We start from the raw sequence: 23626 nt of genomic DNA, 5'->3' as shown, positions 1-23626 counted from the left end.
GGGAAATGCAGACACTTTTGCTCAGGCGAAAAAAGCCCTCTTACAAAGAAGAGGGCTTACTAATGATTACTAAATTAACCCAACTGCTTACGAGCGTTGCGGAAGATACGCATCCACGGGCTGTCTTCGCCCCAGTTTTCCGGGTGCCAGGAGTTGGAAACGGTGCGGAACACGCGCTCCGGGTGCGGCATCATAATAGTTACTCGCCCGCTTTCACTGGTCACAGCCGTAATGCCGTTCGGTGAGCCGTTCGGGTTCGCCGGATAAGTTTCCGTCACGGCCCCGGTGTTATCCACGTAGCGCAACGCCACCAGCCCTTTGCTTTCCAGTTGCGCCAGATGCGCGCCATCACGCACTTCCACGCGACCTTCACCATGGGAAACGGCGATTGGCATCTGCGAGCCGACCATACCGCTCAGCAGCAGCGACGGGCTTTGCGTCACTTCCACCAGGCTGAAGCGCGCTTCAAAGCGGTCGGAGTGGTTACGCACAAAACGCGGCCACAGCTCGCTGCCAGGAATAAGTTCACGCAGGTTAGACATCATCTGGCAACCGTTACACACGCCCAGCGCCAGCGTCTGCGGACGATGGAAGAAGGTTTCGAACTCGTCACGCACGCGCTCGTTGAACAGAATCGATTTCGCCCAACCCTCGCCTGCACCCAGCACATCGCCATACGAGAAGCCGCCGCAGGCAACCAGCGCCTGGAAATGCTCAAGGCCAGTGCGCCCTGCCAGCAGATCGCTCATATGCACGTCAATGGCATCAAAACCGGCGCGATGGAACGCAGCCGCCATTTCAACGTGGGAGTTAACGCCTTGTTCACGCAGCACAGCCACTTTCGGGCGCGCGCCGGTAGCAATAAACGGCGCGGCGATATCTTCATTGATATCAAAAGAAAGCTTCACGTTGAGGCCCGGATCGTTGTCATTGGCTTTCGCCTGATGCTCCTGATCCGCACACTCCGGGTTATCACGCAGGCGCTGCATCTGCCAGGTGGTTTCCGCCCACCACATGCGCAGCTGAGTACGGCTTTCGCTGAACACCACCTGACCATCAGCTTCAATCACAAAGCGATCGCCAGTAACAGCAGTACCGAGATAGTGAACGCTATCACCCAGACCATAAGCCGCGAGTACGCTTTCTACCGCTTCGCGATCGGCCGCGCGCACCTGAATCACCGCGCCCAGCTCTTCATTAAACAACGCCGCCAGACGATCCTGGCCCAGAGACGCGATATCAACGTTGATGCCGCAGTGGCCGGTAAAGGCCATCTCTGCCAGCGTAACCAGCAAGCCACCATCGGAGCGATCGTGATAGGCCAGCAGTTTGCGGTCCGCCACCAGCGCCTGGATAGCATCAAAGAAACCTTTGAGTTGCTCAACGTTACGCACATCAGCCGGTTTGTCACCCAGCTGGCGGTAAACCTGAGCCAGCGCGGTGGCACCCAGTGCGTTGTTGCCATTACCCAGGTCAATCAACAGCAGGGCGTTATCTTCGGTGGAAAGCTGCGGGGTAACCGTGCGGCGAACATCTTCAACACGGGCAAACGCGGTAATGACCAGTGACAGCGGCGAGGTCATTTCGCGCTGCTCGCTGCCTTCCTGCCAGCGGGTTTTCATCGACATTGAGTCTTTGCCCACCGGAATGGTTAAACCGAGCGCCGGACAAAGCTCTTCGCCCACTGCTTTCACTGCGGCATATAGCCCGGCGTCTTCGCCCGGGTGCCCGGCGGCGGCCATCCAGTTCGCCGACAGCTTAATACGTTTGATATCGCCAATCTGCGTTGCAGCGATGTTAGTGAGCGCTTCCCCCACCGCCAGACGGGCAGAAGCGGCGAAGTCCAGCAGCGCAACCGGCGCGCGTTCGCCCAGCGCCATCGCCTCACCGTAGTAGCTATCAAGGCTGGCGGTGGTAACTGCACAGTTCGCCACCGGGATCTGCCACGGGCCAACCATCTGATCGCGCGCAACCATACCGGTCACCGTGCGGTCGCCGATGGTCACAAGGAAGGTTTTTTCTGCCACGGTCGGCAGGTGCAGCACGCGGTTAACCGCATCGGCAATGGAAATGCCCTGCACGTTCAGCGCTTCGCCAGCCGCCTGACGAGACGCGACATCGCGGGTCATCTTCGGCGTTTTACCCAGCAGCACATCCAGCGGCATATCGATCGGCTGGTTGTTAAAGTGGCTGTCGTTAAGCGTCAGATGTTGGGCTTCCGTCGCTTCACCAATCACCGCGTAAGGCGCGCGCTCGCGGCGGCACAGCTCGTCAAACAGCGCCAGTTGATCTGCGGCAACCGCCAGCACGTAGCGCTCCTGCGATTCGTTACACCAGATCTCAAGCGGGCTCATTCCCGGCTCATCGCTCAGAATATCGCGCAGTTCGAAACGACCGCCGCGACCGCCGTCGCTCACCAGCTCCGGCATGGCGTTAGAAAGGCCGCCCGCGCCAACGTCGTGAATAAAGAGGATCGGGTTAGCATCACCCAGCTGCCAGCAGCGGTCGATAACTTCCTGGCAACGACGCTCCATTTCCGGGTTGTCGCGCTGTACGGAGGCAAAATCAAGATCCGCGTCGGACTGACCGGATGCCATTGAAGAGGCCGCGCCGCCGCCCAGACCGATATTCATCGCCGGGCCACCCAGCACGATCAGTTTCGCGCCAACGGTGATTTCACCTTTCTGCACATGATCGGCACGGATGTTGCCGATGCCGCCCGCCAGCATGATCGGTTTGTGGTAGCCGCGCAGCTCTTCGCCGTTGTGGCTATTCACTTTCTCTTCATAAGTACGGAAGTAGCCGTTCAGCGCTGGACGACCAAATTCATTGTTGAACGCCGCGCCACCCAGCGGGCCGTCGGTCATAATGTCCAGCGCGGTGACGATACGATCCGGTTTACCGAAATCTTCTTCCCACGGCTGTTCAAAGCCTGGAATGCGCAGGTTAGAAACGGAAAAGCCCACCAGCCCCGCTTTTGGCTTCGCGCCACGGCCGGTTGCGCCTTCATCGCGGATCTCGCCGCCGGAACCTGTCGCCGCACCCGGCCACGGCGAAATCGCCGTCGGGTGGTTGTGAGTTTCCACCTTCATCAGAATATGCGCCGGTTCCTGATGGTAGTCGTAACGCCCTTCCCCGCGATCGGCGAAGAAGCGACCCACGTCGGAACCTTCCATCACCGCGGCATTATCTTTATAGGCCGACAGCACGAAATCCGGCGTTTGCTCGAAGGTGTTTTTGATCATTTTGAACAGCGACTTCGGCTGCTGCTTGCCATCAATCACCCAGTCGGCGTTGAAAATTTTGTGGCGGCAGTGCTCAGAGTTCGCCTGCGCGAACATATAAAGCTCGATGTCGTTCGGATTGCGCCCCAGGCGGGTAAACGCCTCTTGCAGGTAGTCGATTTCGTCTTCCGCCAGCGCCAGCCCCAGACGCAGGTTGGCATCAATCAGCGCCTGACGACCTTCACCGAGCAGATCCACGCTCTGTACCGGCGCAGGCTGATGGTGCTCAAACAGGCGTTCGGCGTCGGCTTGTGACGTGAATACGCTCTCCATCATGCGATCATGCAGCTCTGCGGCAACGTCGTTCCACTGGGCGTCAGTCAGCCCGGCTGCGTCAACGTAATAGGCGACGCCGCGCTCAAGGCGATTGATTTTGTTAAGGCCGCAGTTGTGGGCGATATCGGTAGCTTTAGAAGACCAGGGAGAGATGGTGCCGGGACGAGGAGTGACAAGCAGTAATTTTCCGGTCGGGGTATGGCTGCTAAGGCTCGGGCCGTATTTCAGCAGACGCTGGAGCCGCGCGTATTCATCTTCTGTCAGCCCATCATTAAGATCGGCGAAGTGAGCGTATTCGGCGTAAATGTTGCTTACCGGGAGGTTGGCGGCCTGAAAACGTGCCAGCAGTTTGTTGATACGGAAAGCGGACAATGCAGGCGAACCACGCAGAATTTCCATCATAAGTCTCTCGTCTTCGATTACGAAGCGTCGGGGACGCTTTAAGTGTGCACCAGGGGAAAACGGGCGTCATTATAGAGAATCCTGCGCGCCGACGAAACCGTTTGCGTCGAAATAAAATCGCCGTCAATTTTTAACAATAGCTGTCGCCGAATGCTCTAATTAGTTGCCAACTGGCGTTTTGTTGCGCAGAATGCCGCTCAATCACCGACAAACCTTACTGTTATCATCACGAGAACCTTCTGAGGCAAAGCACGGCGCAGAGAATTAACTCCTTGAAAAAATTTAAGATTAATTATCTGCTCATCGGCATTGTCACCCTGCTGCTGGCAGCGGCCCTGTGGCCTTCTATCCCCTGGTTCGGCAAAGCCGACAATCGCATCGCGGCGATCAAAGCTCGTGGGGAGCTGCGCGTCAGTACGGTCGCCACACCGCTGACTTACAACACCATTGATGGCAAAACGTATGGGCTGGATTACGATCTCGCGCAGCATTTCGCCGATTACCTTGGCGTCAAACTGAAAGTCACGGTGCGCCAGAATATCAGCCAACTGTTTGATGACCTTGATAATGACGACGCCGATATGCTCGCCGCCGGGTTGGTCTACAACAGCGAACGGGTGAAAAACTACCAAACCGGGCCGGTTTACTACTCCGTTTCTCAGCAACTGGTGTATCGCGTGGGTAGCTACCGTCCGCGCACGCTGGAATCCGTGAATGCCAGCCAGTTAACCATCGCTCCCGGTCATGTCGCGCTGGACGATCTGCGTGAATTAAAAGAGAAGAAGTACCCGGAGTTAAGCTGGACGGTGGATGAAAAGCTCGGCACGACCGCGCTGCTGCAACAAGTGGTCGACGGGAAACTGAGCTACACCGTCGCCGATTCGGTCGCCATTAGCCTGTTCCAGCGCGTGCATCCCGAGCTGGCGGTGGCGCTGGATATCACCGATGAGCAACCCGTTACCTGGTTTAGCAAGCGTGATGACGATAATACGCTGTCGGCTGCGATGCTCGATTTTTTCAATAATATGAATGAAGATGGCACGCTTGCGCGGCTGGAGGAGAAGTACCTCGGTCACGGCGAGGATTTTGATTATGTCGACACGCGTACCTTTTTACGCGCCGTCGATAGCGTACTGCCGGATCTGCAACCGCTGTTTGAAAAATACGCCCAGGCGATCGACTGGCGATTGCTAGCGGCCATCTCTTATCAGGAGTCACACTGGGACTCCCAGGCCACCTCACCCACCGGCGTTCGCGGCTTGATGATGCTGACGCGCAATACGGCGCAGAGCTTAGGTTTAAGCGATCGCACTGACGCTGAGCAAAGCATCAGCGGCGGCGCGCGTTACCTGGTGGACATGATGAGCAAAGTGCCGGACACCGTGCCGCAGGATGAAAAAATCTGGTTCGCGCTGGCGGCTTACAATATGGGCTACGCGCACATGCTGGATGCCCGTGCATTAACGGCGAAGACGAAAGGCAATCCGGACAGTTGGGCGGACGTAAAACAACGCTTACCGCTTTTAAGCCAGAAACAGTACTACAGCAAGCTGACGTACGGTTACGCTCGCGGGCATGAAGCCTATGCCTATGTAGAAAATATTCGTAAGTATGAAATTAGCCTGGTCGGTTATTTGCTGGAAAAAGAGAAAGAGGCCGCAAAAGCAGTGAAGCTGGCCAGGAGTTACCCGGCGGTATCGACAGAAGAATTAAATCGCCCGGCTTACGGCGTGCTGCCCTTTAGCGCGTTAACCGCTAATGAAGCCTTCCCGCGTAACCCGCTGCTGGTGTCCGACGCGCTGGTGCAAAACCCGCTGAAAGTGAACCGCTAGCGCTTCGCGCCACCAGGCTCTAGAAAGCTGTGGGATCGCCAGCCTGTTTTTTCAGGGCTTTCTTCTCCAGCCGACGCTGGCGGAAGAAATCGCTCAGCATCGCGGCGCATTCGTCGCGTAACACGCCTTCGGTTATCTCCACCCGATGGTTCATGCCCGGATGGTGCAACACATCAATCAGTGATCCCGCCGCGCCGGTTTTCGCATCCCGCGCACCAAAAACCAGTTGACCGATACGGCTGTGCACAATGGCACCCGCGCACATGACGCATGGCTCCAGCGTGACATATAAAGTGGTATCAATAAGACGGTAGTTTTGCAGCACCAGCCCACCCTGGCGCAACGCCATAATTTCCGCATGCGCGGTAGGATCGTGGCGGCCAATCGGCCGGTTCCAGCCTTCGCCGATCACCTGACCGTTATGCACCAGCACCGCGCCTACCGGCACTTCGCCCTCTTCCCAGGCACGTTTCGCCAGCGTGAGCGCATGACGCATCCAGACGTCGTGATTCAGTTCAGGAATGGACAAAGCGAGATACTCCAGTAATTCAGGCGGAGCGCATTATACACAGCCGTTATCGGTTCGACACTACTCGAGCTGTTGCAAGTCGCCACGCGGCGTCACGCGCCAGCGGTGCTGGCAAAAATAGAGCAACGGGTTGTCTTGCTTGCTGTCGCTGTAACCGCTGTAGAGGCGCAACGGGGTACCGATTTTGCGTTCAAGCTGGGCGACTTTTTCATGACCGAGACAGCGCATAGTCAGCACCCAGCCACCGTAGCGGCGGCTGATTTGGCTGGCTATCAGATTAACGCGCGGGAGCCACGGGGTATCATAATAGACCTGCTCCACCAGCGGCTGCGGCGAGCCGGTAATCAGCCAGATATCCGCATCGGACGCCGCCAGATAGTTGGTTAACCGCGTTTGCACGACCGGGAAGGCGGTAACATGCTCACGAAACCAGCTGACAAATTTCTGCTGCAACGCATTCAGGTGCCGTTCGCTATGGCCAAACGTACAGCCCCACAGCAGCAAGCTCATTGGCCAACGCGCGGCGCGTCCTTTGAGTAATAATCCGCCCGCAATCACCGGCAACAAAGGCAGCACCAGCAACGCATTTAACGGCTGATGACGCAAAACGTAACGCAGAAACGTGCCAAACATATCCTGCTGATGCAGGGTACCATCCAGATCAAAAAAGACGACGCGGCGCTCGCTGTTAGCCAAATGGGAGTCCTCTGTTGGTTAACCTTCGACCGCCGGGCCTCTCCTTCTGGCGATCGCTCTTTCAATAGCCTAACAGATAGACCTTCACTTTTCCGGTAACAATCGGTCACCGATACCTGTAATAATCAGCGGCTATGTTGGCAAGGTCAGGATGCTTTACACTGGCCAGAACCTTTAATTCACCGCGATCCCGATGACAACACAACATACACGCGCCTTTCACTTTGCCCCGTTTCGCCATCTGTTTTTTGCCCGTCTGCTGACGGTACTCGGTAACGGCATTGCCCCTATTGCGCTGGCTTTTGCGGTACTGGACATTGGCGGTTCCGCCACCGAGCTCGGGATTGTGGTGGCTGCACGTTCGCTGTTTAACGTGGCGTTTTTACTGGTCGGCGGCGTGCTGGCCGATCGCTATTCACGCAGCCGGGTGCTGGTATTGTCGTCGCTGGTCGCTGCCTGTTCGCAAGGCGTTGTCGCCTGGCTGGTGCTGGACGGTTCAGCGACGGTGATGCTCCTGGCGATACTCGGAACGATTAACGGTGCAGCGGCGGGGATCGCACTGCCGGCTTCGTCCGCGCTGGTACCGCAAACGGTGCCAGCGCATAACCTGCGCGAAGCCAATGCCTTTATCCAGCTTGGTATTTATAGCGGAACGGTCGTCGGCGCGTCGCTCGGTGGCATCCTCACCAGCGCCGTCGGGCCTGGTTGGGGGCTGGCGATTGACGCGCTGGGCTTTGCCGCCTCGACTCCGCTTTATCTCGCCATTCGCATGGGTGCTATTCAGGAGACGGCGGCGCAAAGCAATATCCTGCAAGATCTGCGCGATGGCTGGAAAGAGTTCATCAGCCGCGCCTGGGTGTGGGCCATTGTCGTGCAGTTCACCATTATTAATGCCGCGTTCAGCGGGGTGGTGATGGTGCTCGGCCCGATCATTGCCGATGCCTCGTTTGGCCGCACGCGTTGGGGAGTGATTGTCGCCGCGCAGAGCGTTGGTTTGATTGTCGGTTCGTTCCTCGCGCTGCGCTGGCGTCCGCGACGCGACCTGTTTATCGGTGTGATGCTGGTTGCCGTATGCGCGGTGCCGATCTATCTCCTCAGTCAAAATGTTTCTACCGCGTGGTTGCTGGCGGCGTTTTTCCTCGCAGGCGTCAGTTTCGGCCTGTTCGGCGTGGCGTGGGCGCAGTCATTACAAACACATATCCCGCCGGAGAAGCTGGCGCGTGTTTATGCCTACGACGCAATGGGGTCATTTATCGCCATTCCGGTTGGTGAGCTGGCCGCCGGGCCACTGGCGACGCACTTCGGTAGCAGCAACGTGCTGATCGCCTCGGCAATCGCGGTGGTCATTGCCTGCGCAGGAGCCAGTTTTATTCCGGCAATTCGTCTGCTCGATAATTCACCGAAGGTTAAACAACGCGGCCTCAGCGGATCCTCTTGATCGCTGTCAAAACCCAATCAGGGATATTTTGTGCTAAAAGAATTTTTAATTCATAATCGCAATCTATTACTGGAATATAAAATTCATTCATCGGCAAAATATCGCGGATGGGTTTGCTCCCGGAGATCTTATGAATTGTCTAATCCGCATTCGCCAGCGCTACCCAGGCCTTGCGCAGAGCGATAAAAAGCTGGCGGAATTTCTGCTGGAAAACCCCGATCGCGCACGCCATTTGAGCTCGCAACAACTGGCCGCCGAAGCAGGTGTCAGCCAGTCAAGCGTCGTGAAATTTGCCCAGAAGATGGATTTCAAAGGCTTTCCGGCGATGAAGCTGGCGATCAGCGAAGCGTTAGCCAGCAATAGCAATCCGTGGTCTATGCCGGTGCATAACCAGATCCGTGGCGATGATCCGCTGCGGGTGGTGGGCGAAAAGCTGATTAAAGAGTACCAGAGCGCCATGCATGCCTCGCTGGATGTCAACAGCGAGGAGAAACTGCTGGAGAGCGTGCGGCTGCTGCGCGAAGCACGGCGTATTATCCTGACGGGTATCGGCGCTTCCGGGCTGGTCGCACGAAATTTTGGCTGGAAACTGATGAAAATCGGCGTTAACGCCGTGGTCGAGCAGGATATGCACGCGCTGCTGGCAACCGTGCAGGCGATGGAGTCGGGCGATCTGTTGCTGCCGGTCTCTTATAGCGGCGAACGCCGCGAAATCAACATGGCGGCCGATGAGACACTGCGCGTTGGCGGCAAGATCCTCGCCATAACCGGCTTCACGCCAAACGCATTACAACAGCGGGCCACGCACTGCCTGTACACCATCGCCGAAGAGCAAACTACACGCAGCGCGGCGATTTCTTCCACCAGCGCGCAAATGATGCTCACGGATTTGCTGTTTATGGCGCTGGTGCAACAGGATCTTGAGCATGCGCCAGAGCGTATTCGCCATAGCGAAGAGCTGGTGAAAAAACTGGTGTAGCCTCCCCGCCCTGGCGGACGAGGAGCTTTAGCGCGTTACTCGCCGCCGTTGGTCAGATGTTGCACTATCTCCTCACGTATCATTTCCGCGAGCAGAGCATGGGTTTTGGTGGTCGGGTGCATATTATCCCAGAAAACAAACGCCCCATTCGCCGCTTTACATGTCTGCTTCACCGCAACGCCTGTGGCGTATGAGATACCCGAAGCGGAGATATCCAGGCAAGTTTCGCTGGTATTAACAAAGCCATATTTACCGCTTTCACTGAGCAGATCATTAAATGCGCTATCCAGTTTGACGGTGAAAAAATTCGTTTTCGGGTATGCGGTGCGTAATTCGCCGAGTAGCTGGTCCAACTGCTGGTTAAAATTCTCTGATTTGTTTTTTAGCGCCTCTTTTTCCGCTGGTGTCCACGTAGCGACATTGGGAATGACGGAAAAATCAGGCAGCCTGAATATCGCAATATGCTGCGCGCCCAATGCCGCCAGACGCGCCAGCTGTACGCGATACGTAGCGATGATATCGTCCGGCATTTTTGCACCAGTGATAAAATCATTACCGCCAAACAGCACCGTAAACAGTGTCTGCGCAATGTCATAGTTCTCTGTTTTACCCAGATAAGCGCTGAAAGAATCCAGTTGCTTGTCAAAACCGTTAAATAACGGTTTCTCGCCGCTTTCCGCATTGGCTGTCGCCCAAACGTAGCCCGGTAAATTCAGCGAACCGCTCAGATATTCGTGCCAGACTTTGCCATTAGAAAAATGGCCAAGAAACCACGATGCGTGATTTGGAACCGTGCCATACGAGCCGTTATAAACGTTAATCGTATCGCTAAGGCTGTCGCCAAATATGACCATGCGATCAATTTTATTATTGCCGAACATTATCGCCGGTTGTGCCTGCCCCTGATGCCAAATCATATAAAACCAGGAGAGCGTATAATCGGATGCATAAGGAATAACGGTTTCTGCATTAATATTGCTGGCCTTTAACGTACTCCGACAGATATTCATCAGGCTTGCGTAGGATGATTCGCTATAAAACATATTTGCCAGCGGCGTGGCGCTATACCAATACCCGCGCAGCTTTAGATAGTTGCTCCCGTCGCGTGCCCATGTCCATGATGAAGCCGGATTGCTTTGGTCCTGATTATCGATGTTATACACACATTTGATATAGGTTGAGGTCTCTTCGTTTGTCCGCAACACACGCTGGTTTGCGGAGGATTCATACGCAGGCGGCACCGGTGTTGTATAGATATACCCATTCGCCGCATTCGCCAGTCCACTCGTGATACTGGCAATAAACGCGAGATATAATTTCGCTCTTTTCATCATAGTCCCTTATTAATTATCCATCTCAGGTCGCGCTAATATATAGGAAATATTCGTATATCGCAGGCGGGTAATTATTCTTAATCAATAAAAATCCACCACATTCTATTCCGCGCGGGTGTCATTTGTATTTTCAGCGCAGAAATATTATCCGGTCAATGGCGCTTTTCTTATGTTTAATTAAGAACATTCTCCAACATATCGCAGGAAGGAGTAGGAATGTTGCCCCGCGCCGCTTTTGTGCGCAAAAGCATCATCATGATTGGGGCTATCCGGTTTCTGTGGTAAAGTGCGCCAGTTAATATTCAGTAGTTTCCAGATGGCATCCAGATTTGACGGTAATTCTTTGAAATGGCTTTACTAATTACAAAACGCTGCATCAATTGCGACATGTGCGAACCGGAATGTCCGAACGAAGCCATTTCGATGGGCGACAGCATTTATGAAATCAACAGCGATCGCTGCACCGAGTGCGTCGGCCACTACGAAACCCCGACTTGCCAGAAAGTGTGCCCGATACCCAATACCATCCTCAAAGATCCGGCGCATGTGGAAACTGAAGAACAGCTGTGGGACAAGTTTGTTCTGATGCACCACGCAGACAAGATTTAGCTCTCGATAATCACCGTCGCGCAGGCGTAATGGCGTTCATCCGCCAGCGTCACATGCATGGCGCGCACGCCCATCTGTTCCGCCATTCGCTGTGCTTCATCCCAAAGACGCAGGCTCGGTTTGCCCAGCGCGTCGTTAAACACTTCGAACTGATTAAACGCCAGCCCGTTACGGATCCCCGTGCCTAAGGCTTTTGCCGCCGCCTCTTTGACCGCAAAGCGTTTCGCCAGAAAGCGAACCGGCTGCTGATGCGCCTGATACAGCGCCCACTCGTTGTCGCTCAGCACCCGTTTAGCCAGGCGATCGCCGCTACGGGCGACCACCGCTTCGATGCGGGCTATCTCGACGATATCTGTACCTAATCCCAGAATCGCCATTACGCGCGCGCTTCCAGCATCAACCGTTTCATCTCCGCTACCGCCTCTTTCAGGCCGCTCATCACCGCGCGACCAATAATGGCGTGGCCGATGTTCAGCTCGTGCATTTCCGGCAGCGCGGCAATGGCTTTGACGTTGTGATAGGTCAGTCCGTGCCCGGCGTTGACTTTCAGGCCGAGACTTGCCGCGTAGGTCGCCGCTTTTGCAATGCGTTCCAGCTCTTTTGCCTGATCGGCATCGCTTTTAGCATCCGCGTAGCAACCAGTGTGAATTTCAATGTACGGTGCGCCAACCTCTGCCGCCGCTTTGATCTGCTCAGCATCAGCATCGATAAACAGCGATACCAGAATACCCGCCTGCGCCAGGCGCTGGCAGGCATCGCGCATTTTCTCGCGCTGTCCAGCAACATCCAGCCCGCCTTCAGTGGTCACTTCCTGGCGTTTTTCCGGCACCAGGCAGCAAAAATGCGGTTTGGTTTCGCAGGCAATCGCCAACATCTCTTCGGTCACCGCCATTTCCAGATTCATTCGGGTATGCAAGGTCTGGCGCAGAATTCGCACGTCACGGTCGGTGATATGACGACGATCTTCACGCAAATGCACAGTGATGCCATCAGCGCCTGCTTGCTCAGCGATAAAAGCGGCCTGAACCGGATCCGGATAAGCCGTCCCGCGCGCGTTACGCAGTGTGGCAATGTGATCGATGTTGACGCCCAACAGTAATTCAGCCATGACAATCCTCAATGTTCTCAAAGGAACTGACGCGTGCTTCGCCGCGTCAGCCCGGTTGTTATTCTGCTATCTTTTTGGCACGAACTGCCGGAACAGCTCCCGGCTTTTCAGCGGCTTGCCTCCAAGATACGGCTTTAACGCGATACGGGTAAAGCGCTTTGCGGCGCGTAGCGTGTCTGCATCCGGGAACTCCCGCTCAGCCAGTGCGCGTAAATGCCGCCCGGTAAAAGTACTGTTATCTATCACGACGCTGGCAATAAAGCCCTTCTCTTCCCGGTAACGATAAGTCATTACATCATCGACCGGCTCGCCGCTGCCGGCACAGTGGAGAAAATCAACGCCATAACCCAGATGCCCGAGCAGTGCCAGCTCAAAACGGCGCAGCACCGGTTCCGGCGTGCTGGTGACGCCCGCCAGGGCCTGGATACAGTGCAGATAATCAAAAAAGAGTTCAGAAAAGCGCGTCTCGTGTTCAAGCACGCGGGAGATAAGTTCGTTAACGTAGAGACCGCTGTAGAGCGTGATGCCGCTGAGCGGCAGTGCCAGCGATACCGCTTCCGCGCTGCGCAGCGTTTTGACTTCGCCACGTCCGCCAAAGCGCACCAGCAGAGGAGTGAAAGGCTGTAATGCGCCCTTCAGATTAGAGCGTTTGGAACGTGCTCCTTTGGCAACAAGGCGCACACGGCCAGACTCTTCCGTGAAGACGTCCAGCATCAGGCTGGTTTCGCTCCACGGACGACTATGCAGAACAAAAGCGCGCTGCCAGCCTTCCATATTATTCTCGTCGTCTTTCAGGCCGCAGCAGCGCTGGCTTTAACCGCTTATCCAGAGCGCTTATTTGATCAAGCGCCTGAACACTCACGGCCTGGCCGTCTGCCTGCAACCCGGGAGCCATAGAGAGCAGGCTCTTAGAGATCGTCTACGTAACCGAGACTACGCAGCGCGCGTTCGTCGTCGGCCCAGCCGGATTTCACTTTCACCCACAGCTCCAGGTGAACTTTGGCTTCGAACATCTCTTCCATATCTTTACGGGCTTCAATACCGATGGTTTTGATTTTGGAACCTTTGTTGCCAATCACCATCTTCTTCTGCCCTTCGCGCTCAACAAGGATCAACCCGTTGATATCGTAACCACCGCGTTCGTTAGTCACGAACTGTTCGATCTCCACGGTGACCGAGTACGGCAGTTCCGCACCGAGGAAACGCATCAGTTTTTCGCGGATGATTTCCGAGGCCATAAAGCGCTGTGAGCGGTCGGTCACGTAATCTTCCGGGAAGTGATGCACCGCTTCCGGCAGATGCTTACGCACGATGCTGGCGATGGTATCAACGTTCAGACCGGTCTCTGCAGAGAGCGGAACGATATCGAGGAAGTTCATCTGGCTGCCCAGCCACTGCAGGTGCGGCAACAGATCGGCCTTCTCCTGCACGTTGTCCACTTTGTTGACCGCGAGGATCACCGGCGTTTTACCGTCACGCAGCTTGTTCAGCACCATTTCGTCGTCCGGCGTCCAGCGGGTACCTTCCACAACGAAAATGACCAGTTCAACGTCGCCGATGGAGCTGCTGGCAGCTTTGTTCATCAGACGGTTGATGGCGCGTTTCTCTTCCATGTGCAGGCCGGGGGTATCGACGTAAATCGCCTGATACTCGCCCTCAGTATGGATACCGACGATGCGGTGGCGCGTAGTCTGCGCCTTACGAGAGGTGATGGAAATCTTCTGCCCAAGCAGATTATTCAACAGGGTGGATTTGCCAACGTTGGGACGTCCGACGATGGCAATAAATCCGCAATAGGTTTTTTCTTCGCTCATTCCAGCTCCAGTTTTTTCAGCGCCTGTTCGGCGGCAGCCTGCTCCGCCTTGCGACGGCTGGAACCCGTGCCAACCACCGGTTCACTCAGGCCGCTGACCTGGCAGTGGATAGTAAATTCCTGATCGTGCGCTTCGCCGCGCACCTGCACCACCAGATAAGACGGCAGCGGCAGATGACGGCCCTGCAAAAACTCCTGCAGGCGCGTTTTCGGATCTTTTTGTTTATCGCCGGGACTGATTTCATCAAGGCGCGTTTGATACCAGCTCAGAATTAATTTTTCGACGGTCTGAATATCGCTATCAAGGAACACCCCGCCAATTAACGCCTCAACGGTGTCAGCCAGAATGGATTCACGGCGAAAACCGCCGCTTTTCAGTTCACCCGGCCCTAAACGCAGACACTCTCCCAGCTCGAATTCGCGGGCAATTTCCGCCAGCGTATTTCCACGCACCAGTGTCGCGCGCATGCGGCTCATATCACCTTCGTCCACACGCGGGAAACGGTGATAGAGCGCGTTAGCAATCACATAACTTAAAATAGAGTCGCCGAGAAATTCGAGACGCTCGTTATGTTTGCTACTGGCGCTGCGGTGGGTTAATGCCTGCTGCAACAGATCATGATGTTGAAAAGTGTAGCCCAGCTTCCGTTGAAGCCGATTAATTACGATGGGGTTCATGCGATACCAATAAATAAATGCGTCAACAATGCAGCACACGAAACCGACCTGAGAAAACCAACGCGGTTTCGTGTGCTGTGGCGCCCGGGGGGAACCAGCCTTAAACTTCGGGGGAATATTCTATACGCAACGACCGGGGTTGTCGTTAGTCTGGTGGGAATAATATTGGAAATAATTCAGGGCGCAATCGCGGTGATTGCGCCCTGGTTAATTAATGAATTCCGCCGATACGATTCAGGCGCACGCCTGTCGGCCATTCACCTTCTTGTTTTTCGAAACTCATCCAGATTGCCGTGGCACGGCCAACCAGGTTCGCTTCCGGCACAAAGCCCCAGTAGCGGCTGTCTGCGCTGTTATCGCGGTTGTCGCCCATCATAAAGTAATGGCCCGGCGGCACAATCCAGGTAGCTAACGGCTGGCTCTGCTGACGATAGTAGATCCCCAGTTGATCCTGCGCGATAGGCACGGTCAGAATGCGGTGCGTCACATCCCCCAGCGTCTCTTTACGCTCGGTTAAACGTACGCCATCCGGCAGGGACTGGCCTTTCGGTAACTGGAAGAAACCGCTGCTTGCCTCACCACCGGAGCGACGCCCGAAGGTCTGCACAAAATCGCTCTCTTCAACGTTGCTGTAAGTGATAGGCAGAGCGCTACCGCAAGCCTGACCCGAGCTACAGTTCGGCTGCACGGTCACTTGTTTGGTCACCGGATCGTAGGTCACTTTATCGCCCGGTACGCCAACCACACGCTTGATGTAATCCAGACGCGGATCGTCCGGATATTTAAATACCGCAATGTCACCGCGTTTCGGATGACCGGTTTCAATCAGCGTTTTCTGGTAGATCGGATCTTTAATTCCATAGGCGAACTTCTCCACCAGAATGAAATCACCGATAAGCAGCGTTGGCATCATTGAACCAGATGGGATCTGGAACGGTTCGTAAATAAACGAACGCACCACCAGCACAATAGCCAGCACCGGGAATACGGAAGCACCGGTCTCCAGCCAGCCAGGCTTCGGACCAATCTTCTTCAGCGTTTTTGCATCAAGCGCATCGCCTGTCGCAACTTGCGCAGCGGCCTGACGATCCCGGCGTTTTGGTGCAAAAATAAACTTATCCAGGCACCATAAAAAACCCGTCACCAGGGTCGCGATCACCAGGATCAGGGCAAACATGTTCGCCATGCCAACTCCTTAGGATTATTTGCTATCTTTGCCCACATGCAGAATGGCAAGGAACGCTTCCTGCGGCAGTTCGACGTTGCCGACCTGCTTCATGCGTTTCTTACCTTCTTTCTGTTTCTGCAGCAGTTTTTTCTTACGGCTCACGTCACCGCCGTAGCATTTCGCCAGCACGTTTTTACGCAGCTGTTTGACTGTCGAACGGGCAATAATGTGGTTACCGATCGCCGCCTGAATCGCGATATCAAACTGCTGACGCGGGATCAGTTCTTTCATTTTCTCGACCAATTCACGACCACGATACGGTGCGTTATCGTTATGGGTGATCAGCGCTAGCGCATCCACACGCTCACCGTTGATCAACACGTCCACGCGCACCATGTTAGAAGCCTGGAAACGTTTGAAGTTGTAATCGAGCGACGCATAACCGCGCGACGTTGACTTCAGACGATCGAAGAAGTCCAGTACCACTTCCGCCATCGGGATTTCATAAGTCAACGCAACCTGGTTGCCGTGGTAAACCATGTTGGTCTGCACGCCACGTTTCTCTACGCACAGCGTGATAACGTTGCCCAGGTACTCCTGCGGCAGCAGCATGTGACACTCGGCGATAGGCTCGCGCAGCTCGTCAATGTTGTTCAGCGGCGGCAGCTTAGACGGGCTATCGACGTAAACCACTTCTTTATTGGTGGTCTGCACTTCGTAGACCACGGTCGGTGCGGTTGTGATCAGATCCAGATCGTATTCGCGCTCAAGACGCTCCTGGATGATCTCCATATGCAGCAGACCGAGGAAGCCGCAGCGGAAACCAAAGCCCAGCGCGGTGGAGCTTTCCGGTTCATAGAACAACGAGGCATCGTTGAGGCTCAGTTTGCCGAGCGCATCGCGGAAGTTTTCGTAATCGTCAGAGCTGACCGGGAACAGACCGGCATAAACCTGCGGTTTGACCTTTTTAAAGCCTGGCAGCGCTTTATCTGCCGGATTACGGGAGGAAGTCAGGGTGTCGCCCACTGGCGCGCCGAGAATGTCTTTAATCGCGCAAACCAGCCAGCCTACTTCACCGCACTTCAGTTCGGTGCGATCAACCTGTTTCGGCGTGAAAATCCCCAGGCGGTCAGCGTTATAAACCTGCCCGGTGCTCATTACTTTAATTTTGTCGCCTTTGCGCATGGTGCCATTTTTGATACGCACCAGAGAAACCACGCCAAGGTAGTTATCGAACCAGGAGTCGATGATCAGCGCCTGCAACGGCGCATCCGGATCGCCTTCCGGCGGCGGAATATCACGCACCAGGCGCTCCAGCACATCGGGCACGCCCACGCCGGTTTTCGCCGAGCAGCGCACCGCATCGGTGGCGTCGATACCAACAATGTCTTCAATTTCTTCTGCAACACGCTCAGGATCGGCGGCTGGCAGGTCGATCTTATTCAGTACCGGTACGACTTCCAGATCCATCTCGATAGCGGTATAGCAGTTTGCCAGCGTTTGCGCTTCCACGCCCTGACCTGCATCCACCACTAGCAGTGCGCCTTCGCAGGCGGCGAGCGAACGGGAAACCTCGTAGGAGAAGTCAACGTGACCGGGGGTATCGATAAAGTTCAACTGGTAGGTTTCGCCATTGTTGGCTTTGTAATCCAGCGTGACGCTTTGCGCTTTAATGGTAATGCCGCGCTCACGTTCAAGATCCATGGAATCAAGAACCTGGGCTTCCATTTCGCGATCGGAAAGACCACCGCAAATCTGGATGATACGGTCAGACAGCGTCGACTTACCGTGGTCGATGTGAGCGATGATCGAAAAGTTACGAATATTCTTCATATAGTGAGTTTTTATGCCTTACGAGTAACTAAGAGGCCTGTACGCGCCTGACGTCAATGTACTGAAACGCCGCATTCTACACTACAACAACAATGCGGGGAAATGCTGATACCAGGCAGAAAAGTATCGCTATTATCGTAAGACTTAAAGAGGATATTACGGCTGGCTTTCTGCGGATGCGTTGTCGACGCGGATAAGATCCGGAGGCAGACCGACGCTGAGAATAACCGGCTGCCATTCGCTGCGCGTGGCAAGCTTTGGCGATAAACCGCGGGCGAGTAAAAAGCCGCCAACGCCGCCAAGCACCGCACCGCAAAGCGCTGCGAGATCCTGGCCGAAGAGCGCCTGGAAAATAGCCCCCATGACAAACAGGCCTACCAGCGGCGACATATAGACCAATACCGCTGAGCCCAGCAGGCTGCTCTCAGCGATGCCTAATTCAACCTTCTGCCCGGCAACCAACGGTTCTGCGCTCGGTACGGCAATAGTGTGCGTGGTTTGCGGACCGAGTTTATTCAGCACACGGCTGCCGCAACCGGCACGCGAAGCGCAACTGCTACAGGAAGCTTTGACATCACATTCGACCAGCGCGCTACCATTTTGCCAGGAAACGACGGTCGCCCACTCTTTTATCATTGTGCGGCCTTAAATTTGAGACTGTCCGCAATACGTTTTGCGGTTTGCGGCGGCAATTCACCGACGACAGTAATTTCGGCGTTATCGCGAACCGTTGTGCTAACGGTACGGCGACCGGTGCGCAGCATCTGATCGGCGCTATTCTGATTAGCGCGGTTAACGTTAACGGAGAAACTGAACAAACCATCGGAATAGAGGCGAGATTCAACGGGCATATCCATGGTCGGCAGTTGGCGACGGCTGCTGGATACTTCGCTAAACCCCTGCGGCAACCAGGCCGGTTCCCAGTTAAATACCACTTTATCGCCAGCCGGAAGTGAAAGGAGCGGTGGCAAACTGGCTTTCGCCAGTGTTTGCATGCTGTTAGTCACCTGACCGTTAACGGTAACTGCAATAACGCGGAACTGTTCAAGGGTTTCGCCATCACGGTCAAGCAAATCAACGCGCATCGGCAGGCGGGTTTCTTCATCCATCCACACAATATAGCTATAACGGGTGCCATCACGTGCCACAACGCGGATCACTTCGCACAGCCGGTCGGCAATGCGCGTGCGTCCCACGGAGATAAAATCGTAATAGGGAGAAAGACGTTTGAAGTCGGTATAAACCAGCGACGGCAGTGAATCGACGATGAAGTTGCCGTTAAGCGTGAAAGGTTCAAGACCCGGTTCAAAGTAGCTGATCTCATTGCCACGCTGCACCACTTCGCGGCGGGGGCCGTCCATTTGCAACAACTGCGCAAGCGGCTGATCGTTAAGACGCACATGGCGGTAACGTAACGATTCAACACCCTGCTTATTGATGCTGACGAAAGAGAGTTCGTAGTTGAGCGACTGACTCGCCACGTTCATTTGCTGCAGCAACGCCCCGGACGAAACATCAGCCGAGGCGTTGACAGAGAAGAACAAGCCAGTAGCCACAAAAGACATGGCACACCAAAGTTGCTTCATTACTGCGATTGCGTTCCTAAAGTTTGATTTCCTGGCACTTGAACAGCAGCTTGCTGTGTTTGCGCCTGCTCAAACTGAAGCTGTTCGGAGTGCAGACGGCGTTGCAGTTCGTAATCCTGCAGCATCGCATTAATGCGACGACGTTGTTCCTGCACCTGCTGTTGCTGACCGGCATTTGCCGTCGCATCAGACGGAACACCCAAACTCACCGGACTGGCTTTGCCCATCATCGGCAGCGTATTAAACACTGGCGCTTCGGGCTGTTGGGTTGATTCAGCCGAGCCATTATAGTGCTGGACGCCAACAATTACAGCAAGCGATACGCATGCCGCAACGCCCATCTGGGTAAGCTGGCTGGCCCATGGTCGAACTTTGTGCCAGAACGGCATTTTCTGCCATTGGTGAGGAGCGGGCTGAGCTTCAGGAATCAACGGCGCCGGCGCCTGAACAGCGTCTTTCTCAATCGCGGCCATTACTTGGGCTGAGATATCGAAATGGAGGAGATCGGCGGTATCACCACGCATGGAATCGCGGATGAGATGGTAGCTCTCCCAGGTTTTCTGCATTTCCGGATCCTGAGACAACTCAACGAGCAGCTCACTATCCAGCGTTTCACCATCCATTAAAGCGGAAAGTTGTTCTTTCTGCATGCCTAATACCTTTTTTCAGTATCCCGCTATCGTCAACGCCTGATAAGCGGTTGAACTTTATTATCAATAGCTTCCCGCGCACGGAAGATACGCGAACGAACGGTACCTACCGGACAATCCATTATGGCCGCAATCTCTTCATAACTCAGGCCATCCAGCTCCCGCAACGTAATTGCCATACGTAAATCTTCCGGGAGCGACTCAATGGTACGGAAAACTATTTGTCGCAGTTCTTCTGACAACATTAAGTTCTCAGGGTTCGAAATTTCTTTCAGTGCACCGCCACTTTCGAAGTTTTCTGCTTCAATTGCGTCCACATCACTGGATGGCGGCCTGCGCCCTTGGGCAACCAGGTAATTTTTCGCTGTATTAACCGCAATTCGGTACAGCCAGGTATAAAAAGCACTATCCCCCCTGAATGAATCAAGCGCGCGATAGGCTTTTATAAATGACTCTTGTACGACATCAGGCACATCGCCCGAAGGGACATAACGGGAAACCAGACTCGCCACTTTATGCTGGTAGCGCACCACCAGTAAGTTGAACGCTTTCTGATCTCCTTTCTGGACCCTTTCGACCAGGACCTGATCCGTTAACTGCTCGCTCATCCGAGGTAAAGTCTCCCCAAAACCAATTTCCACGCGTATCCAGAAACGCCACTCCAATACTGCACAATATGAGCAAGCAGCCAATTAGAGGACCGGTCTGTAATAAAGTTCCGTTACGCCTTTGTTTTTGTGCATCGTTCTACAGACTTTTCATTCTGACTCATTATAAGTCCGCAAACTTTGAACAATGTGTTTTCTCAAAGAAAAGACCTTAAGATCGCCAGAGAGTAACGCAATACCGCTTTTTTTTCACCTCTAATACACCTTAGCTAACAAACTGCTTCTTAATATCTTTTTCCTGGATAGATATTCCCGCCCCGATCATCATGTTTAGCATTTAGTACAAAAATCGCAAAAAACAGTGATCATCTTCCGTTTACGGTGCTATGCTGCGCAAACACTGTTTAGTAAATTAAACAAACCATGAAAACGACTCCTGAACTCTCCTGTGATGTACTGGTCATCGGCAGCGGCGCGGCCGGTCTTTCGGTGGCTTTGCGGCTTGCAGACAAACATAAGGTCATTGTTTTAAGCAAAGGTCCTATTAGCGAAGGTTCGACATTTTATGCTCAGGGCGGTATCGCTGCGGTATTTGATGAAACTGACAGTATCGAATCGCATGTGGAAGACACGCTGATTGCCGGTGCCGGGATTGTGGAGCGTCACGCTGCCGAGTTTGTCGCCAGCAACGCGCGCCAGTGTGTCCAGTGGCTTATTGATCAAGGCGTGCTGTTTGATACCGAAGTCGCTGCTAACGGCGAAGCCAGTTACCACCTCACGCGTGAAGGCGGACACAGTCACCGCCGCATTCTGCATAGCGCCGACGCGACCGGCAAAGAGGTCGAAAACACGCTGGTCACCCAGGCGATTAATCATCCGAACATTCGCGTGCTTGAGCGCTGCAATGCAGTGGATTTGATTATCTCCGACAAAATTGGCCTGGCCGGAACGCGCCGCGTCGTGGGCGCGTGGGTGTGGAACCGTAATAAAGAACAGGTGGAAACCTGTCAGGCAAAAGCCGTAGTGCTGGCAACCGGTGGCGCCTCGAAGGTTTATCAATACACCACCAATCCGGATATCGCCTCCGGGGACGGTATCGCCATGGCCTGGCGTGCGGGCTGTCGGGTGGCGAACCTGGAGTTTAATCAATTTCACCCTACCGCCCTGTTCCACCCGCAAGCACGCAATTTCCTGCTCACGGAAGCACTACGCGGTGAAGGCGCCCATTTGAAACGCCCGGACGGCACGCGTTTCATGCCAGATTTTGATGTGCGAGGTGAATTAGCGCCACGCGATGTGGTCGCCCGAGCGATCGATCATGAAATGAAACGTCTCGGCGTCGATTGCATGTATCTCGATATCAGTCATAAACCTGCTGAATTTATCCGTCACCATTTCCCGATGATTTATGAAAAGTTGCTCGGGCTTGGCATCGATTTAACCAAAGAGCCCGTGCCGATTGTACCTGCGGCACATTACACCTGCGGCGGCGTCATGATTGACGATCGCGGGCGTACCGATGTCGACGGGCTATATGCAATTGGAGAAGTGAGTTATAGCGGTTTGCACGGCGCGAACCGCATGGCGTCGAATTCGCTGCTGGAGTGCCTGGTCTATGGCTGGTCGGCGGCGGAAGATATCGCCCACCGGATACCGCATGCCCAGGCGGTCACGATGCTGCCAGCATGGGATGAAAGCCGCGTGGACGATGCCGATGAACGGGTGATTCTGCAACACAACTGGCACGAATTACGGCTGTTTATGTGGGATTACGTCGGCATTGTGCGTACCACTAAACGCCTTGAGCGCGCACTGCGCCGTATAACACTGCTACAGCAGGAAATCGATGAATACTACACGAACTTCCGTGTTTCGAATAACCTGCTGGAATTGCGCAACCTGGTGCAAGTCGCGGAGTTAATTGTCCGCTGTGCGATGGCGCGCAAAGAGAGCCGCGGGTTGCATTTCACGCTGGATTACCCCGATTTACTGCCGGAATCCGGCCCGACAGTGCTCTCGCCACAAAACTACATAAACAGATAAAACGCCTGGGTCAGCGCAGTGTAGCTCTCTGAGTAACGCTGATCTGGCCCACGGATCACCAGACGATCGGCAAACATTTCGCCATCTCGCGGTGAGAAAGCCAGCAGGACCCGATGCGGCAAGCGGCTTTCTGCTTCAGTCACATCCGTACGCAAACGCAGATGCCAGCCCAGCGTTTGCGCTTTGCTGACAAAGGCTTCGCTGATTTCAATCGGCAGAACGACGCAGAAAAATCCCTCTTCCGTAATCAGCGTTGCGCCAATTTCCAGCAAGGATTCATGATCAAGCGTTGTGGTATAGCGCGCTTTATCGCGCTCCGGCGTGGCGCATTGCACCCCTTCGTCAAAATAGGGTGGATTGCTGACAATCAGATCGTAGCGCGCGGTATTTTCCGTGCTCCACTGGCAGATATCCGCCTGATGCACGGTAACGCGCTCCGCCCACGGCGAGGCCTGGACATTTTCCTGCGCCTGCCCCGCTGCTTGCTCATCCAGCTCGACGGCATTAATTGTTACTTCTGGCGATGTACGTTGCGCCAGCATCAGCGCCAGCAGCCCACTGCCGGTACCAATGTCCAGCACATGCCGCGCTTTGGAAACCGGCGCCCATGCGCCTAACATCACTCCATCGGTGCCCACTTTCATGGCACAGCGATCGTGAGCAACAAAGAATTCTTTAAACGTGAAGCCGTCACGGCGCAATTGAGCCTTTGACTGGGACATCTTTACAACCTCGATTCGGAAACCGGTGTAGCATAGGG

General features: G+C 54.7%; 21 protein-coding genes. 5 read left to right on the top strand and 16 right to left on the bottom strand.

The genetic code is table 11. The features are described from left to right. Nucleotides 1–74: 74 nt before the first annotated feature. A complete protein-coding gene (gene purL / locus M8Q36_RS12555) occupies nt 75–3962 on the bottom strand; it encodes a phosphoribosylformylglycinamidine synthase (protein WP_249881105.1) in 3888 nt (1295 codons plus the stop codon). Nucleotides 3963–4201: 239 nt separating this feature from the next. Between purL and mltF the strand changes: the two genes are divergently transcribed. Then, entirely contained in the window at nt 4202–5794 is a 1593-nt protein-coding gene (mltF, locus tag M8Q36_RS12550; RefSeq protein WP_249882771.1) for a membrane-bound lytic murein transglycosylase MltF, read from the top strand. A 19-nt stretch (nt 5795–5813) separates the two neighbouring features. Here mltF and tadA read toward each other — a convergent pair whose 3' ends face one another. Together tadA and yfhb are read right to left on the bottom strand one after the other, a co-directional pair. After that, nucleotides 5814–6338, bottom strand: a complete 525-nt coding sequence (tadA, locus tag M8Q36_RS12545; protein ID WP_283946066.1) for a tRNA adenosine(34) deaminase TadA — start codon at nt 6336–6338, stop codon at nt 5814–5816. 45 nt (nt 6339–6383) lie between these two features. Beyond that, entirely contained in the window at nt 6384–7019 is a 636-nt protein-coding gene (gene yfhb / locus M8Q36_RS12540) for a phosphatidylglycerophosphatase C (protein ID WP_020454742.1), read from the bottom strand. 193 nt (nt 7020–7212) lie between these two features. Here yfhb and M8Q36_RS12535 point away from each other — a divergent pair, with 193 nt between their 5' ends. Both M8Q36_RS12535 and M8Q36_RS12530 read left to right on the top strand, forming a co-directional pair. Further along, nucleotides 7213–8457 (top strand): MFS transporter, encoded by a 1245-nt coding sequence (locus M8Q36_RS12535; RefSeq protein ID WP_249881104.1) that lies wholly within the window; start codon nt 7213–7215, stop codon nt 8455–8457. Between the two features lie 130 nt (nt 8458–8587). Continuing rightward, nucleotides 8588–9436 carry a MurR/RpiR family transcriptional regulator gene (locus M8Q36_RS12530; RefSeq protein ID WP_249881103.1) on the top strand — a complete coding sequence of 283 codons (849 nt, stop codon included), beginning with the start codon at nt 8588–8590 and terminating at the stop codon, nt 9434–9436. Between the two features lie 35 nt (nt 9437–9471). Here M8Q36_RS12530 and M8Q36_RS12525 read toward each other — a convergent pair whose 3' ends face one another. Then, nucleotides 9472–10767 carry an SGNH/GDSL hydrolase family protein gene (locus tag M8Q36_RS12525; RefSeq protein ID WP_249881102.1) on the bottom strand — a complete coding sequence of 432 codons (1296 nt, stop codon included), beginning with the start codon at nt 10765–10767 and terminating at the stop codon, nt 9472–9474. A 351-nt stretch (nt 10768–11118) separates the two neighbouring features. Between M8Q36_RS12525 and M8Q36_RS12520 the strand changes: the two genes are divergently transcribed. After that, the gene (locus M8Q36_RS12520) at nt 11119–11379 is read left to right on the top strand and encodes a YfhL family 4Fe-4S dicluster ferredoxin (RefSeq protein ID WP_017459033.1); all 261 of its coding nucleotides are present in this window, start codon (nt 11119–11121) and stop codon (nt 11377–11379) included. Here the strand turns inward: M8Q36_RS12520 and acpS are convergent. The 11 genes from acpS to rpoE all read right to left on the bottom strand — a co-directional run bounded on the left by acpS (nt 11376) and on the right by rpoE (nt 20823). Next, nucleotides 11376–11756, bottom strand: a complete 381-nt coding sequence (gene acpS / locus M8Q36_RS12515; protein WP_249881101.1) for a holo-ACP synthase — start codon at nt 11754–11756, stop codon at nt 11376–11378. The genes M8Q36_RS12520 and acpS overlap by 4 nt on opposite strands. Then, the gene (gene pdxJ / locus M8Q36_RS12510) at nt 11756–12487 is read right to left on the bottom strand and encodes a pyridoxine 5'-phosphate synthase (protein ID WP_017459035.1); all 732 of its coding nucleotides are present in this window, start codon (nt 12485–12487) and stop codon (nt 11756–11758) included. The genes acpS and pdxJ overlap by 1 nt, the downstream gene beginning before the upstream one ends. A gap of 66 nt (nt 12488–12553) precedes the next feature. Next, a complete protein-coding gene (gene recO / locus M8Q36_RS12505; RefSeq protein WP_017459036.1) occupies nt 12554–13261 on the bottom strand; it encodes a DNA repair protein RecO in 708 nt (235 codons plus the stop codon). 134 nt (nt 13262–13395) lie between these two features. Further along, complete coding sequence (era, locus tag M8Q36_RS12500; protein ID WP_249881100.1) at nt 13396–14301, bottom strand: GTPase Era; 906 nt, start codon at nt 14299–14301, stop codon at nt 13396–13398. Beyond that, on the bottom strand, nt 14298–14978 hold the full coding sequence (gene rnc, locus M8Q36_RS12495) for a ribonuclease III (RefSeq protein ID WP_025263878.1): 681 nt from the start codon (nt 14976–14978) through the stop codon (nt 14298–14300). The genes era and rnc overlap by 4 nt, the downstream gene beginning before the upstream one ends. 211 nt (nt 14979–15189) lie before the next feature. Next, nucleotides 15190–16164 carry a signal peptidase I gene (gene lepB / locus M8Q36_RS12490; RefSeq protein WP_017459039.1) on the bottom strand — a complete coding sequence of 325 codons (975 nt, stop codon included), beginning with the start codon at nt 16162–16164 and terminating at the stop codon, nt 15190–15192. Between the two features lie 15 nt (nt 16165–16179). Continuing rightward, complete coding sequence (gene lepA / locus M8Q36_RS12485) at nt 16180–17979, bottom strand: translation elongation factor 4 (protein ID WP_086870710.1); 1800 nt, start codon at nt 17977–17979, stop codon at nt 16180–16182. A 156-nt stretch (nt 17980–18135) separates the two neighbouring features. Next, on the bottom strand, nt 18136–18615 hold the full coding sequence (gene rseC, locus M8Q36_RS12480; protein ID WP_017459041.1) for a SoxR-reducing system protein RseC: 480 nt from the start codon (nt 18613–18615) through the stop codon (nt 18136–18138). Further along, nucleotides 18612–19565 carry a sigma-E factor regulatory protein RseB gene (rseB, locus tag M8Q36_RS12475; protein ID WP_200550116.1) on the bottom strand — a complete coding sequence of 318 codons (954 nt, stop codon included), beginning with the start codon at nt 19563–19565 and terminating at the stop codon, nt 18612–18614. The genes rseC and rseB overlap by 4 nt, the downstream gene beginning before the upstream one ends. Continuing rightward, entirely contained in the window at nt 19565–20215 is a 651-nt protein-coding gene (gene rseA / locus M8Q36_RS12470; protein WP_065370326.1) for an anti-sigma-E factor RseA, read from the bottom strand. Before rseA ends, rseB begins: the two co-directional genes overlap by 1 nt. A gap of 32 nt (nt 20216–20247) precedes the next feature. Then, on the bottom strand, nt 20248–20823 hold the full coding sequence (gene rpoE, locus M8Q36_RS12465; protein WP_000003307.1) for an RNA polymerase sigma factor RpoE: 576 nt from the start codon (nt 20821–20823) through the stop codon (nt 20248–20250). A 423-nt stretch (nt 20824–21246) separates the two neighbouring features. Between rpoE and nadB the strand changes: the two genes are divergently transcribed. Next, nucleotides 21247–22866, top strand: a complete 1620-nt coding sequence (gene nadB, locus M8Q36_RS12460) for an L-aspartate oxidase (RefSeq protein ID WP_249881099.1) — start codon at nt 21247–21249, stop codon at nt 22864–22866. Here nadB and trmN read toward each other — a convergent pair. Further along, the gene (gene trmN, locus M8Q36_RS12455; protein ID WP_249881098.1) at nt 22851–23588 is read right to left on the bottom strand and encodes a tRNA(1)(Val) (adenine(37)-N(6))-methyltransferase TrmN; all 738 of its coding nucleotides are present in this window, start codon (nt 23586–23588) and stop codon (nt 22851–22853) included. The two genes, nadB and trmN, sit on opposite strands and share 16 nt — an antisense overlap. Nucleotides 23589–23626: the final 38 nt, after the last annotated feature.

The organism is Kosakonia sp. R1.Fl (assembly GCF_023516815.1).
Classification (GTDB): domain Bacteria; phylum Pseudomonadota; class Gammaproteobacteria; order Enterobacterales; family Enterobacteriaceae; genus Kosakonia.
This window is presented reverse-complemented; position numbering and strand designations above follow the sequence as displayed.

What these genes read in the sequence shown, in the direction of transcription:
- purL (WP_249881105.1), bottom strand. Translation starts at nt 3,962, where the DNA reads ATGATGGAAATTCTGCGTGGTTCGCCTGCATTGTCCGCTTTCCGTATC.
- M8Q36_RS12535 (WP_249881104.1), top strand. Translation starts at nt 7,213, where the DNA reads ATGACAACACAACATACACGCGCCTTTCACTTTGCCCCGTTTCGCCAT.
- M8Q36_RS12530 (WP_249881103.1), top strand. Translation starts at nt 8,588, where the DNA reads ATGAATTGTCTAATCCGCATTCGCCAGCGCTACCCAGGCCTTGCGCAG.
- M8Q36_RS12525 (WP_249881102.1), bottom strand. Translation starts at nt 10,767, where the DNA reads ATGAAAAGAGCGAAATTATATCTCGCGTTTATTGCCAGTATCACGAGT.
- M8Q36_RS12520 (WP_017459033.1), top strand. Translation starts at nt 11,119, where the DNA reads ATGGCTTTACTAATTACAAAACGCTGCATCAATTGCGACATGTGCGAA.
- acpS (WP_249881101.1), bottom strand. Translation starts at nt 11,756, where the DNA reads ATGGCGATTCTGGGATTAGGTACAGATATCGTCGAGATAGCCCGCATC.
- pdxJ (WP_017459035.1), bottom strand. Translation starts at nt 12,487, where the DNA reads ATGGCTGAATTACTGTTGGGCGTCAACATCGATCACATTGCCACACTG.
- recO (WP_017459036.1), bottom strand. Translation starts at nt 13,261, where the DNA reads ATGGAAGGCTGGCAGCGCGCTTTTGTTCTGCATAGTCGTCCGTGGAGC.
- era (WP_249881100.1), bottom strand. Translation starts at nt 14,301, where the DNA reads ATGAGCGAAGAAAAAACCTATTGCGGATTTATTGCCATCGTCGGACGT.
- rnc (WP_025263878.1), bottom strand. Translation starts at nt 14,978, where the DNA reads ATGAACCCCATCGTAATTAATCGGCTTCAACGGAAGCTGGGCTACACT.
- lepB (WP_017459039.1), bottom strand. Translation starts at nt 16,164, where the DNA reads ATGGCGAACATGTTTGCCCTGATCCTGGTGATCGCGACCCTGGTGACG.
- lepA (WP_086870710.1), bottom strand. Translation starts at nt 17,979, where the DNA reads ATGAAGAATATTCGTAACTTTTCGATCATCGCTCACATCGACCACGGT.
- rseC (WP_017459041.1), bottom strand. Translation starts at nt 18,615, where the DNA reads ATGATAAAAGAGTGGGCGACCGTCGTTTCCTGGCAAAATGGTAGCGCG.
- rseB (WP_200550116.1), bottom strand. Translation starts at nt 19,565, where the DNA reads ATGAAGCAACTTTGGTGTGCCATGTCTTTTGTGGCTACTGGCTTGTTC.
- rseA (WP_065370326.1), bottom strand. Translation starts at nt 20,215, where the DNA reads ATGCAGAAAGAACAACTTTCCGCTTTAATGGATGGTGAAACGCTGGAT.
- rpoE (WP_000003307.1), bottom strand. Translation starts at nt 20,823, where the DNA reads ATGAGCGAGCAGTTAACGGATCAGGTCCTGGTCGAAAGGGTCCAGAAA.
- nadB (WP_249881099.1), top strand. Translation starts at nt 21,247, where the DNA reads ATGAAAACGACTCCTGAACTCTCCTGTGATGTACTGGTCATCGGCAGC.
- trmN (WP_249881098.1), bottom strand. Translation starts at nt 23,588, where the DNA reads ATGTCCCAGTCAAAGGCTCAATTGCGCCGTGACGGCTTCACGTTTAAA.